The sequence below is a fragment of the Streptomyces sp. UC4497 genome (assembly GCF_054871485.1).
In genome coordinates, this window is the sequence record NZ_JBTYHB010000007.1 from 85,640 (window position 1) to 98,472 (window position 12,833).

Annotated in this window: 13 protein-coding genes; 9 read left to right on the forward strand and 4 right to left on the reverse strand. The window is 70.5% G+C overall.

The genetic code is table 11. The annotated features are described in order from the left end of the window. Nucleotides 1-12: 12 nt before the first annotated feature. Nucleotides 13-630 carry an alpha-ketoglutarate-dependent dioxygenase AlkB gene (locus ACYSUO_RS12270; protein WP_461776099.1) on the forward strand — a complete coding sequence of 206 codons (618 nt, stop codon included), beginning with the start codon at nt 13-15 and terminating at the stop codon, nt 628-630. A 77-nt stretch (nt 631-707) separates the two neighbouring features. Beyond that, a complete protein-coding gene (locus ACYSUO_RS12275; protein ID WP_461776100.1) occupies nt 708-1,352 on the forward strand; it encodes a hypothetical protein in 645 nt (214 codons plus the stop codon). 6 nt (nt 1,353-1,358) lie between these two features. On the opposite strand, the gene ACYSUO_RS12280 is transcribed toward ACYSUO_RS12275, so the two are convergent. Together ACYSUO_RS12280 and ACYSUO_RS12285 are read right to left on the reverse strand one after the other, a co-directional pair. Continuing rightward, a complete protein-coding gene (locus ACYSUO_RS12280) occupies nt 1,359-2,963 on the reverse strand; it encodes an N-acyl-D-amino-acid deacylase family protein (protein WP_461776101.1) in 1,605 nt (534 codons plus the stop codon). Between the two features lie 152 nt (nt 2,964-3,115). Next, the gene (locus tag ACYSUO_RS12285) at nt 3,116-4,432 is read right to left on the reverse strand and encodes an amino acid deaminase (RefSeq protein ID WP_461776102.1); all 1,317 of its coding nucleotides are present in this window, start codon (nt 4,430-4,432) and stop codon (nt 3,116-3,118) included. A 133-nt stretch (nt 4,433-4,565) separates the two neighbouring features. On the opposite strand from ACYSUO_RS12285, the gene ACYSUO_RS12290 reads away from it, so the two are divergent. The 6 genes from ACYSUO_RS12290 (at nt 4,566) to ACYSUO_RS12315 (ending at nt 10,454) form a co-directional block, all read left to right on the forward strand. Continuing rightward, complete coding sequence (locus tag ACYSUO_RS12290) at nt 4,566-5,624, forward strand: sugar kinase (RefSeq protein ID WP_461776103.1); 1,059 nt, start codon at nt 4,566-4,568, stop codon at nt 5,622-5,624. Next, on the forward strand, nt 5,621-6,370 hold the full coding sequence (locus tag ACYSUO_RS12295) for an IclR family transcriptional regulator (RefSeq protein ID WP_461776104.1): 750 nt from the start codon (nt 5,621-5,623) through the stop codon (nt 6,368-6,370). The genes ACYSUO_RS12290 and ACYSUO_RS12295 overlap by 4 nt, the downstream gene beginning before the upstream one ends. Before the next feature lie 52 nt (nt 6,371-6,422). Beyond that, nucleotides 6,423-6,833 carry a RidA family protein gene (locus ACYSUO_RS12300; RefSeq protein WP_426901506.1) on the forward strand — a complete coding sequence of 137 codons (411 nt, stop codon included), beginning with the start codon at nt 6,423-6,425 and terminating at the stop codon, nt 6,831-6,833. A 132-nt stretch (nt 6,834-6,965) separates the two neighbouring features. Beyond that, entirely contained in the window at nt 6,966-8,447 is a 1,482-nt protein-coding gene (locus ACYSUO_RS12305) for a GntP family permease (RefSeq protein ID WP_461776105.1), read from the forward strand. A gap of 82 nt (nt 8,448-8,529) precedes the next feature. After that, nucleotides 8,530-9,060: a hypothetical protein gene (locus tag ACYSUO_RS12310; RefSeq protein WP_461776106.1), complete on the forward strand. Its 531-nt coding sequence runs from the start codon at nt 8,530-8,532 to the stop codon at nt 9,058-9,060. A gap of 62 nt (nt 9,061-9,122) precedes the next feature. Then, complete coding sequence (locus tag ACYSUO_RS12315; RefSeq protein ID WP_461776107.1) at nt 9,123-10,454, forward strand: Nramp family divalent metal transporter; 1,332 nt, start codon at nt 9,123-9,125, stop codon at nt 10,452-10,454. Nucleotides 10,455-10,487: 33 nt separating this feature from the next. Here ACYSUO_RS12315 and ACYSUO_RS12320 read toward each other — a convergent pair whose 3' ends face one another. Then, nucleotides 10,488-11,048, reverse strand: coding sequence for a hypothetical protein (locus tag ACYSUO_RS12320; protein ID WP_461776108.1), 561 nt, complete (start codon nt 11,046-11,048; stop codon nt 10,488-10,490). Nucleotides 11,049-11,191: 143 nt separating this feature from the next. Between ACYSUO_RS12320 and ACYSUO_RS12325 the strand changes: the two genes are divergently transcribed. Further along, complete coding sequence (locus ACYSUO_RS12325) at nt 11,192-11,740, forward strand: PadR family transcriptional regulator (protein ID WP_461776109.1); 549 nt, start codon at nt 11,192-11,194, stop codon at nt 11,738-11,740. A 45-nt stretch (nt 11,741-11,785) separates the two neighbouring features. Here ACYSUO_RS12325 and ACYSUO_RS12330 read toward each other — a convergent pair whose 3' ends face one another. Further along, nucleotides 11,786-12,805 carry a chitinase gene (locus ACYSUO_RS12330; RefSeq protein WP_461776110.1) on the reverse strand — a complete coding sequence of 340 codons (1,020 nt, stop codon included), beginning with the start codon at nt 12,803-12,805 and terminating at the stop codon, nt 11,786-11,788. Between the last annotated feature and the right edge of the window lie 28 nt (nt 12,806-12,833).

Here is a 12,833-nt window from a genome sequence, read left to right on the forward strand (position 1 = left end):
TACGGTGGGGGCATGCTGCAGGGATCGCTGTTCGATCAGGACGAGGTGGTGGCGCTCGGGCCGCTCGATGGCGTGCGTCGCACCGTGCTCGGGGGCGGGGCGTGGATCGACGTGTTGCCGGGGTGGCTGCGCGGGGCCGATGAGGTGTACGAGCGGTTGGCCCGGGATGTGCCCTGGAAGGCCGAGCGGCGGCAGATGTACGAGCGGATGGTCGACGTGCCGCGGCTGCTGAAGTTCTACGGGGCGGGGGAGCGGCTCCCGGACCCGGTGCTCGATGCGGCGCGGGACACGCTGTCCGCGTACTACGCCGAGGAGTTGGGGGAGCCGTTCACCACGGCGGGGCTGTGTTTCTACCGGGACGGGCGGGACAGCGTCGCCTGGCACGGGGACCGGATCGGGCGCGGGGCCCGCGAGGACACGATGGTCGCCATCCTGTCGGTCGGGACGCCGCGGGACCTGGCGCTGCGGCCCGTCGCCGGCGGACCCGTCGTGCGCCGCCCGCTCGGGCACGGCGACCTCATCGTCATGGGCGGCTCGTGTCAGCGGACCTGGGAGCACGCGATCCCCAAGTCCGCCCGCGCGGCCGGTGGCCGGATCAGTGTCCAGTTCCGGCCGCACGGGGTGCGTTGAGGCCGATATCGCGCGGATCGTGAACGTATCGTCGTCGGCTGTCCGTGGGGCCGTCACAGTCTCTACACTTCGCGCTCATGTCCTGGCAGCAACCCCATCAAGGCACCGAACCCGTGGTGCCCGAGGTCGTGTACGACCCGAATCAGGCGGCCCACGCGTACGACGGATACGTGGACCCGGCCGCCGCCCACGGCTGGCAGGAACCGGCCACCGCGCGCGACGACACACATGACACCGCTCCGCTCCCGCGGGTGCCGGAGACCGCGCCCGGGGCCCCGCGCCACGCCGCCGTGTTCGTCGACGGCTCAGGGCGTCGGCGCCGGCTCATGCGGATCGGCGGCATCGGGCTCGGCGCCGCCTGCGTCGTCTTCCTCGGCGCCGTCGTCACCGGGCTCTTCGGATCGAGTCCGTCGAGCGGCCCGCTGCCCTGGAACGACGGGCACGACAGCAAGGAGCAGCGCGCCGAGCACTCGGCGCCCGCGTCGCGCGGTCCCGCGCCGGCCACGAGCGGTCCCGCGTCCGAGCCGAGTACGTCCTCCTCGCCCGCCCGCGAGGTGAGCAAGTCGCCCAAGAAGGAGGCGGATCCGACCGTCTCCGCGTCGACGAGCACGACCGCGGCGCCCACGACGGCGGCCTCCACGACCGCGCCCGCCCGGGGGAACTCCGGGGACAACCCCGGACGGGGCAACGGCACACCGGGGGCCAACAAGGGCCCCAAGTGACGTTGGTCAGCCGCTGACGGTGCGGCGCACGGAGCGGCCCGCGAGCACGTCCGTGCGCTTGCCCTCCTCGATCACGAACTGCCCGTCGACGAGGACGTGCGGGATGCCGACCGGCAGCGTGCGCGGCGCCTCGAACGTGGAGCCCGCCGCGACCGTCTCCGGGTCGAACAGGACCAGGTCGGCGCGGTAGCCCTCGCGCACCAGGCCGCGGTCCGGCAGGCGCAGGCGGGCGGCCGGGCGCGAGGTGAGGTGCGCGACCGTCTCCTCCAGGGACATGACGCCCAGGTCGCGGGCGTAGTGGCCCAGGTAGTGCGGGAACGTGCCGTACGCGCGCGGGTGCGGCTTGTAGCCCTGGAGGATGCCGTCGCTGCCGCCGGTGTGCACGGGGTGCTGCATGATCGCCCGGACGTTGTCCTCGTGTCCGACGTGCTGGAGGATCGTCGAACCGAGCTTGTCGGCGATCAGCAGGCGGCGCGCCGTGACCCACGGGGCCTCGCCGCGTTCGGCGGCGGCCTGCGCGACGGTCTTGCCGACGCAGGAGGCCAGGCCCGGGTCGGAGACGCCCGAGATCTCGATCTTGTCCCACTCGATCGGCACGCCGTGACAGCCGTCCGCGCCGATCTCCTCGACGTGGTGCCGGATGCGCTCGGCGGTCTCGTCGTCCTGGAGGCGGGCGAGGGTCGCGTCGGGGCCGCCCTCATTGGCCCAACTCGGCAGCATCGCCACGAGAGTTGTGGCGCCCGGGGTGTACGGGTACGTGTCCAGGCTGATGTCGGCGCCGTCCGCGATCGCCTCGTCGAGAAGGGCGAGGAGGTCGACGCCCTTGCCCTTGTTCACGCCGAAGTTCATGGTCGCGTGTGCGAGGTGGAGCGAGCAGTCGGCGGTGCGGGTCAGCTCGACCATCTCGCGGTACGCGTCGAGCGCGCCGGCGCCGTAACTGCGGTGGTGCGGGCAGTAGTAGCCGTCGTACGAGGCCACCACCCGGCACAGTTCGGTGAGTTCGGCGTCCTTGGCGTACATGCCGGGGGTGTAGGTGAGGCCGGACGACATGCCTACGGCGCCCTGCTCCATGCCCTCGGCCACGAGCCGCTTCATGTGGTCGAGCTCGGCCGGGGTCGCGTCCCTGTCGTCCCAGCCGACCGCGTACATGCGGACCGTGCCCTGCGGGATGAGGTACGCGGCGTTCACCGCGATGCCCTGGCGGTCGATGCGGTCCAGGTACTCGCCGACCGTGCGCCAGTCGAAGTCGATGTCGCTTCCGTCGCCGTTCCAGCCGGTGATGGCCTGGCGGACCTGGGCGAGGGTGCGGTCGTCCACGGGGGCGTAGGAGAGGCCGTCCTGGCCGAGGACTTCGAGGGTGACGCCCTGGGCGGCCTTCGCGCTGTGGTCCGGGTCGCGGAGCACGGCGAGGTCGCTGTGGGCGTGCATGTCGATGAAGCCGGGGGAGAGGGCGAGGCCGTCGGCGTCCACGGTGCGGGGGGCCGTGGGGCGGGGGCCGGTCCCCTCCGGGGTGATCTCGGCGATGCGGCCGTCCTTGACGGTTACGTCGGCTCGGTAGGAGGCGCTGCCGCTGCCGTCGATGACGTGGGCGTCGCGGATGACCAGGTCCATGGGGTGCCTCTCTGGGGCGGGTGGTGCGGTGCGGGGGGTCGGTGCGGGTGGGTGGGCGCCTGCGGCGGGCGGAATTCCCCTCCCCGCCCCTTCCCGAAACCGGGGCTCCGCCCCGGACCCCGTTTGTCCTCAAACGCCGGACGGGCTGGAATTCAGAAGTACGTGCGGATGTAGTCGACGACCGTGCCGTCGGACTCCACCAGGGGGATCAGCTGCCACTTGTCGAACGACGTGCACGGGTGCGAGAGGCCCATGCCGAGCCAGTCGCCCACCTCCACGTCCGCCTCCGGCTCCGTACGCACCCAGCCGTGCTGGTCGGAGAGGCCCGTCACCGTGATGCCGGAAGCCTCCCGGACCTCGCCCGTCCGCGCGTCCCGGACGACCTGCGCCTCGGGCAGGTCGATGTCGTACGCCGCGTCCCGCTTGCCCGCGTTGGTGAACGCCTGGCCGTCGTTGGGGCGTGAGACGAACTGCGCCCACAGCCGGAACGCCGGCTCCAGCGCGCCCTCCTCCGGGACCCGGTTGAACGGGGTCAGGTGCCGGTAGTGGCCGTCGTCGTGCGAGACGTACGCCCCGGAGCGGAGCAACTTCAGGACGGGAAGGCTCAGTTCGGGGATCTCCGCGAAGACGTCCGCCACCGCGTCGAACCACGCCGAGCCGCCCGCGCTCACCACGATCTCGTCGAGACCGAGGTCCGTGAAGCGGCCCGCCTTGTCGAAGTCCGCCGCGAGCGCGACGAGTCGGCGCAGCCAGGCGCGCACCCGCTCGCCGTCGGCGTCCGGCACCTCGCCCTCGTAACCCGCGACGCCGACCAGGCGAAGGGCGGACGAGGCCGACACCGCGTCCGCGATCGCCGCGCAGTCCGTCTCCGTGCGGGCGCCGGTACGCGCGCCCTCGCCCGCGCCCAACTCCACCACCACGTCGACCGGTCGGCCCGCTCCGGCCTCCGCCAGCGCCGCCTGCATCAGTTCCACGCCGCGCACGGAGTCGACGTAGCAGATGAAGCGGAAGGACGGGTCGGCGTCGAGTTCGGAGGAGAGCCACTTCAGTGCTGCCGCGTCGACCAGCTCGTTCGCCAGGAAGATCCGGTCGATGCCGAACTCCCGCGCCACACGCACCTGGTGGGGTACCGCGAGGGTGATGCCCCACGCGCCGTGCTCCAGCTGCCGGTGGAAGAGCTGCGGGGCCATCGACGTCTTGCCGTGCGGGGCGAAGGCGAGGCCGTGGCGGGCGGAGTAGGTCTCCATGAGCGCGAGGTTGTGCTCCAGGCGCTCGGCGGAGAGGGCGAGGACGGGCGTGGTGAAGCCGTCCGTGAAGAGGTTCAGGCGGCGGGCCGCGAGTTCGCCGATCGTCGCGCCGTCGGCTTCCGGAGGCAGGCCCTTGAAGCGGAAGTCCACCCGCTCCCTCGACAGCTCCTCAAGACGAGCGGTGCGGCGCTCGACGGCAGTGTCGGCGTTCTGGGCGGTCACGGCGCCTCCTCCAGGCAGCCCGTTGCACTATTTGCAACGGTCATTGCGTATGTCGCTTCATGCTGTCTAACATCCGAGCCAACGTCGGGTCAACGGAGCCCGAAGTCCCCTGCCGCGAGGAGTGCGACCCACCGTGACCGCCACCGGACCCGCAGTACCGACCAGCGCCAACGATGTAGTCGCGCTCGGCGAGTCCATGGTCACGTTCCGGCCCACCGTGCCGGGGCGGCTCGCCGACGTGCCCTCGTTCGATCGCGGGATCGGCGGCGCCGAGTCCAACGTGGCGTGCGTGCTCGCCGCCGCCGGGCACCGGGCCGCGTGGGTCAGCCGGGTCGGCGCCGACGGGTTCGGCGACCACCTCGTGGAGGCCATCGGCGCGTACGGCGTCGACACCTCCGCCGTACGCCGCGATCTGCACCGGCCCACCGGCATCTACTTCCGCACCGCGGGCGACCGGGCCACCGCCGCCCACGAGGTCGCCTACTACCGCGCCGGATCCGCCGCCTCCGCCATGTCCACCGTCAACCTGGACCTGGACGCGCTGCGCTCCGGCCGGATCCTGCACCTGTCCGGGATCACCGCCGCGCTCTCCGCCGGCTGCCTCGACCTGCTGCGCGAGCTGACCGCTCCGCGCGCGGGCCGCCCCCTCGTCTCCTTCGACGTCAACTACCGGCCCGGCCTGTGGTCAGGATCCGCCGAGGGCCCCGACGTACTCCTGGAACTCGCGCGCGGCGCCGACATCGTGTTCGTCGGCGACGACGAGGCCGAGGACGCCTGGGGCATCACCGGCGGACCCGACGCGATCCGTGATGCGCTGCCCGAGCCCGCGCTGCTCGTCGTCAAGCGGGGCGCCGACGGCGCGATCGCGTACGACGCCGACGGCCGCCACGAGGAACCCTCCCCGCGCGTCGACGTCGTCGCCGCCGTCGGCGCCGGCGATGCCTTCGCCGCCGGATTCCTCTCCGCCACGCTGCGCGAACTGCCCGTCGCCGAACGCCTTCGGCACGGCCACCTCTGGGCCGCCGTCGCCCTCACCGAACCCGGCGACCTCGCCGCGCCCCCGAGCCGCGCCCGGGCGGACCGCCTGGTCGGCCTCGACGCCGCGCGGTGGGGGACACTGCACCTCGGTCCCGGTTGGGCAGCAGCCGACGCAGCCGACAGCGGGGCCGCCGAGGAGGTACGTACGCCATGAGCCAGACCGTCGACCGCGCGCTCAGCATCCTGCCGCTGCTCGCCGAGGGACCCGCCGACCTGGGCCAGGTCGCCGACCGCCTCGACGTGCACAAGTCCACGGCGATGCGCCTGCTGCGCACCCTCCACGAGCACGGCCTGGTCTACCGCCAGTCCGACCAGCGCTACCGCCTCGGCGCCCGCCTCTTCGCCCTCGCCCAGGAAGCCGTCGAGAACCTCGACGTCCGCGAGATCGCCCACCCCCACCTCGTCGAACTCAACGAGAAGGTCGGGCACACCGTCCACCTCGCCGTGTATGCGGAGAACGAGGTCCTCTACATCGACAAGGTCGAGAGCCGCTACCCGGTGCGCATGTACTCGCGCGTCGGCAAGCCGGTCGCCATCACGGTCGCCGCCGTCGCCAAGCTGCTGCTCGCCGACCTGTCGGAAGCCGAGCGCCGCGCCGTCGCGGAGAAGCTCGACTACCCCATGTACACGTCCCGTTCCACCCCCAACTCCACAGCTTTTCTGCGGGAGTTGGAGAAGGTGCGCGAACAGGGCTGGGCCACCGACCTCGGTGGCCACGAGGAGTCCATCAACTGCGTCGGCGCCCCCATCCGCGGCGCGGACGGCCGGGTCGTCGCCGCCATGTCGGTCTCCGCGCCGAATGTCGTCGTCACCGCCGAGGAACTCCTCACACTGCTCCCGCTGGTGCGCCGCACGGCGGAAGCCATCAGCCGGGACTACTCCGGTACCCCTCCGAAGTAACCCCGAGCAGGACCCCGCCCGAGTAACACCCCTCAAAGAAAGACCAGTTCACATGTCTGAGAAGACCGCGCTCACGCCCTCCACCCACACGACCCCGCCGGCGAAGTTCTCGCACGGCGTCAAGAAGGGCAACATCCTTCAGGTCGCCGGCCAGGTCGGCTTCCTGCCGGCCGAGGAGGGCAAGGCCCCGACCCCCGCGGGCCCGACCCTCAAGGAGCAGACCCTCCAGACGTTCGCCAACGTCAAGGCGATCCTCGAAGAGGGCGGCGCGAGCTGGGACGACGTCATGATGATGCGCGTCTACCTGACGGACGTCGACCACTTCGCCGAGATGAACGCCATCTACAACGAGTACTTCGAGGGCCAGGGCCTCAAGGAGGCCCCCGCCGCCCGCACGACCGTCTACGTCGGTCTGCCCAAGGGCCTGCTCATCGAGATCGACGCGCTCGCCGTCCTGAGCTGAGCACGCTCCCCTTCTCGTAACTCGCACGTCGTCACGGTGCGGCGCCCCCTGTGGGTGCGCCGCTCCGCGATCCCCCCTGTCTGGAAACACTGAAAAAGCCCCGCGCCCCCCCATGCACTTACGAGGTCAACGATGTCCCCGTACGCCCCCCTCGCGGCCGCCGCCGCGGAACAGCCGTCGCACACCGGCGGTCTGCTCCTCCTGATACCCGGCACGGCCGGCCTGCTGACCGTTGCCGTCCTCGGCATCGTCCTGCTGCTCTTCCTGATCATCAAGGCCAGGCTCCAGCCCTTCGTGGCCCTCCTGACGGTCTCCATCGCCGTCGGCCTCGGGGCCGGTCTCTCCGTCACCGAACTCTTCGGCACCGTCCAGAAGTCCGACGTCACGTCCGTCATCGAGGACGGAATGGGCGGCACCCTCGGACACATCGCGATCATCATCGGCCTGGGCACCATGCTCGGCGCGATCCTCGAAGTCTCGGGCGGCGCCGAAGTGCTGGCGTCCCGCCTGATCACCCTCTTCGGCGAGAAGCGCGCCCCCGTCGCGATGGGCCTCACCGGCCTCATCTTCGGCATCCCGGTCTTCTTCGACGTCGGCATCTTCGTGCTCGCGCCGATCGTCTACGCGGCCGCCAAGCGCGGCGGCAAGTCGATCCTGCTGTACTGCCTGCCGCTGCTCGCGGGCCTGTCGATGACCCACGCGTTCCTGCCCCCGCACCCGGGTCCCGTCGCCGCCGCCGGTCTGCTCCACGTCGACCTCGGCTGGGTCATCCTCATGGGCATCGTCTGCGGCATCCCCGCCGTGCTCGCCGCGTGGGCCTGGGCCGCCTGGATCGGCAAGAAGATCTTCGTGCCCGTGCCGCAGGACATGGTCGAGGCCGCCGACGAGGCGAAGGCCGCGCTCGCCGAGGAGCAGCGCAAGGACGGCATCACGCCCCGCGAGGACCCGGTTCCGCTCGGCATCGTCTTCACGATCATCGCCATCCCGCTGGTGCTGATCCTCGCCGCCACCTTCTCCTCGATCGCCATGGACCCGTCCACGGCCCGCTCGGTCATCGAGTTCTTCGGCAACCCGTTCGTGGCGCTCACCATCGCGCTGTTCGCCGCGTACTACCTGCTCGGCCTGCGCCGCGGCTGGTCCCGCAAGTCCCTGGAGACGGTGTCCACCTCGTCCCTGAAGCCGGTCGCCAACATCCTGCTCGTCGTCGGCGCCGGCGGTGTCTTCGGCGCGGTCCTCCAGGCCAGCGGCATCGCGCAGGCGCTGTCCGACACGTTCAGCAGCATCGGTCTGCCGATCATGGTCCTGGCGTACCTGATCTCGCTGGTGCTGCGCGTCGCGCAGGGTTCGGCGACGGTCGCCATCGTCACGACGGCCGGCATCGTGGGCCCGCTGCTCCAGGCCGGCGACTACTCGCAGCCGTACACGGCCCTCGTCATCATGGCCATCTCGGCGGGCTCCATCTTCGCCTCGCACGTCAACGACGGCGGCTTCTGGATGGTCTCCAAGTACTTCGGGATCTCCGAGCGGGACACCCTGCGCTCGTGGACGGTCCTGGAGTCGGTCCTGTCGGTCGCCGGGTTCGTGGTGGCTCTGGCGATCAGTTTCTTCGTCTAGGGCTCCAGCGTTCTGTCGCGTACTGTGCCGCACCCACCCCTGAGGGAGGTGCGGCACAGGTATGTCCGCCATACTTCCGCCCGTGGAGCAGCGTATGGAGAACGAGAAGGTCACGCCCGTCACCGGTGCCGGCTTCGACCCGGCGCACATCCCTGGCCTGACGGCTCCCGCACGGCAGCCGGAGGCCGAGGCCGCGGATGCCGATCAGACGCCGGAGGAGGTGACGACGCAGCCCGAAGCGCCGCACGAGGAGCCCGAAGAGGCGGAAGCGGAGACGGAGACGGCAGCCGACGACTCCGAGGCACCCGACGCCGACGACTCCGCGGAGCCCGCGCGCGCCGACGGCCCCGTCATGGACGCCAAGGACCGCCGCGGCTCCATCACCGTCGACGCGACCGGCGTCCGCTTCACGCTCGACGACCAGGAGGCCGACTTCACCTGGTCCGAGATCAGCGCGGTCGAGTACGGCACCGCCCGCAAGCGCCTCACGGTGACCGTCCACATGCCCAACGCCCGCTGGTTCCCGAACGACGTCCAGGCCCCCGACAAGACCCGTCTGGCCGAGTGGACGGACCAGCTGGACAAGGCCCTGGACACGTACTTCGAGGATTAGCGGGGCAGTTGGTGGTGACGCCCCTCTTGCCAGACCCGTAGCTTTGCGCACCCTTGGTGTTCATGGCGGACACCACGGGCACCCCAGGAACCGGCGTCACCTCCTCCTCCGACTCGCACCCTCGAAAGTCCAGCTGGAAATACATCGGCCCCGGCATCGTCGTCGCCGCGACGGGCGTCGGGGCGGGCGACCTCGTCGCCACCCTCATCGCGGGCAGCAACTTCGGCTACACCCTGCTCTGGGCCGCCGTCCTCGGCTGCCTCGTCAAGATCAGCCTCGCGGAGGCGGCGGGCCGCTGGCACCTGGCGACGGGCCGCACCCTCTTCGACGGCTGGTCGAGCCTCGGCAAGTGGACCACGTACTTCTTCGTGATCTACGCGGTGATCTGGGGCTTCGTGTACGGCGCGGCCGCGATGTCGTCGAGCGGGCTGCCCCTTCAGGCGCTGTTCCCCGACGTGTTCCCGGCCGAGTGGGCGATCAAGCCGTGGGCGATCCTGTCCGGCGTCGTCGGCCTGGTCTTCGTCTGGCTGAACAAGTACAGCGTCTTCGAGAAGGTCATGACGGTGCTCGTCGGCGTCATGTTCGTCGTCACCGTCTATCTGGCGATCCGGGTCACCCCGAACCTCAGTGACGCCTTCGCGGGCCTGCTCCCTGTGCTGCCGGACGAGAAGGACTCGATCCTCAACACGCTGGGCCTGATCGGCGGCGTCGGCGGCACCATCACCCTTGCCGCGTACGGCTATTGGGTCAACGCGAAGGGCTGGACGAACACCTCCTGGATGAAGGTGATGCGCCTCGACAACCGGGTCGCGTACATCACCACCGGCATCTTCGTCGTGGCGATGCTGTTCGTCGGCGCGGAGCTGCTGCACGCGTCCCACACGGCGATCGCCGAGGGCGACAAGGGGCTCGTGGACCTCTCCAAGATCCTTGAGGACCAGTACGGCACGGCGACGGCGAAGATGTTCCTCATCGGCTTCTTCGCGACGTCCTTCACCTCACTGATCGGCGTCTGGCACGGCGTGAGCCTGATGTTCGCCGACTTCGTCGAGCGCTACCGGCTCTCCCGCGTCGTCACCGGCGAGGAAGTGGCGAGCGGCGACCGCGAGAAGGGCTGGGCGTTCCGCGGCTTCCTGCTGTGGATGACGTTCCCGCCGATCGTCCTGCTCTTCCAGGGCCAGCCGTTCCGCCTGGTCATCATCTACGGAGTCCTCGGCGCGGCCTTCATGCCGTTCCTGGCGCTGACCCTGGTCTGGCTGCTGAACTCCTCGCGTACGCCGGCCAGTTGGCGCAACGGCTGGCTCAGCAACAGCATGCTGACCATCGCGGGCCTGCTGTTCGTGGTCCTGTGCGTGAAGCAGATCTGGGACCAGCCGTGGTCGGAGTTCTTCTAGGGTCCTGATCCGAACGGCAGGCTCTAGTTCCGCCTACTTGGCGGTGGCGCGGGCCCGGGCGATGTCCGGGTAGCGCACCGTGAAGAGGATCGGCAGCGCGATGCAGGCCACGGTCAGTACGGTGCGGGCGGTGTCGCTGCCCGGCTGGGAGTGGCGCAGCCACGCGCTGCCGATCCCGCTGACGGTGAAGGACGCGGCCCAGACCGCGGTGATGGCGACATTGACCTTCCGGAAGACGGGGCTGCCCCAGAACTCCTCGGGCACCTGGGTCTTCGCGATCCCCAGCGTGAACGGCCGCCCGATGACGAGCGATCCCCAGGCGATGAGGGCCAGCCATATCGAGGACCCGGCCGACGCGTAGTGCTCGACGAAGTCCGAGTCCGGCACGGCGAACGCGACGCCCGTGCCGACCGCGAAGAACACGGACGCGCTCACCTCGATGACGAGCGCGTCCCAGGCGCGGCCCGCGCGCCGCTGGCCCATCGCGAGCGCGACGGCCAGGACGAGCCCGACGAGCAGCGCGTACCGGACGTCGACGGCGCCGATCAGCACGCTCACGGCGATCCACGGAAGGAAGCTGCGCAGGTAAGCCATGGGGTCCCCCAGGTCTTGGTCCGGCTCGTCCGGCTCGTCCGGCTCGTCCGGCCCTACATCCGACGTTCCTGAACTGACATGTCGAAGTTAGAACCTCACGTCGTGACATGTCAATACTGGAATGTCGTGGGTACAGTGGTGCCATGAGCCTTCGACACGCCCTGCTCGGCCTCCTCGCGGACGGCCCGGCCAGCGGATACGACCTGCTCGGGACCTTTCGTACCAGCCTGGAGAACGTCTGGCCCGCCACTCAGAGCCAGATTTACACCGAGTTGACCAAGCTCGACGCGGCCGGTCTCACCCGGGTCGCGGAGGAGGGGCCGCGGGGCCGCAAGACGTACGAGATCACCGACGACGGCCGCGCCGAGCTGCGGCACTGGCTCCTGGAGGCGACGCCGAACGGATACCGGCGCAACGACGTGCTGCTGCGGGTCTTCCTCCTCGGCACCGTGGAGGACGGCGAGGCGCGGGACTTCCTGCGCGGCAGGGCCGAGTCGGCGCGCGGCCGTCTCGCCGGCCTGGAGGAGCTCGACGCGTCCATGGACTGGGGCGCCGACCCGCTCGCGGTCTACGGCCGGCTGACCCTGGAGTGGGGCAAGCGGTTCATGGCGATGCAGGCGGAGTGGGCCGACTGGGCGGAGAAGGAGGTCGCCGCGGCACGGGCCGCGGCGGGCGAGGGCAAGGGCGCGTGACGGGCGGCGCCGCCGGGGGAGCGGCGGCGCCGCACTCTTCAGGGGTTACAGACCGTCGACGTGCGGTCCGACGGCCGAGGACCACGCGTTGCCGGAGGCCGCGTCCCAGTTGGTGGACCAGGTCATCGCGCCGCGCAGGCCCGGGTAGGTCTTCGAGGGCTTGAACGAACCGCAGTTGGTGCCCTTGGTGAGGCAGTCGAGGGCGTCGTTCACGACCGACGGGGCCACGTAGCCGCTGCCCGCCGCGCTCGACGAGGCCGGTGTGCCGATGCCGACCTGCGAGGGGTCGAGCCCGCCCTCCAGCTGGATACAGGCGAGAGCGGTCAGGAAGTCCACGGACCCCTGGCTGTAGACCTTGCCGTCGCAGCCCAGCATCGAACCGCTGTTGTAGTACTGCATGTTGACGACGGTGAGGATGTCCTTGACCGCGAGCGCCGTCTTGAAGTACTCGGCCGAGGTCGACTGCATGTCGATGGTCTGCGGTGCCATCGTGAGCACGAACCTGCTCCCGGCCTTGGCGGCGAGCGACTTCAACGCCTGCGACATATATGTGGAGTTGAGCCCGTTCTCCAGGTCGATGTCGACCCCGTCGAACCCGTACTCCTGCATCAGCGCGTACACGGAGTCGGCGAAGTTGGTCGCGGAGGCCGCGTCGTTGACCTGGATGGTGCCCTTCTCGCCGCCGATCGAGATGATCACGGACTTCCCGGCCGCCTGCTTGGCCTTGATGTCGGCCTTGAAGGCGTCGTCCGTGTAGCCGCCGAGGCCCGCCGAGTCGAGCGTGAAGTCGACGGCGCCGGGCGTCGTAGTCGCGTCGGCGAAGGCGACGGCAACGATGTCGTACGCGTCCGGGACGTCGGCGAGTTTCTGCACGGTCGCGCCGTTGTTGAAGTTCTGCCAGTAGCCGGTGACGGCGTGCGCCGGAACGGCGGCCGTGGAGCTTTCTGCCGTGCTGGCCGCATTTGCCGTGCTTGTCGTGGCGAGACCGCCCACGGCGAGCGCCGCCGCCGTAAATGCGCCAAGAAGCACGCCGAGCCGGGACCGTCTGCGACAGGAATGCGCCATTTCTTCCTCCAGGTGGGGGGAGGTCTCC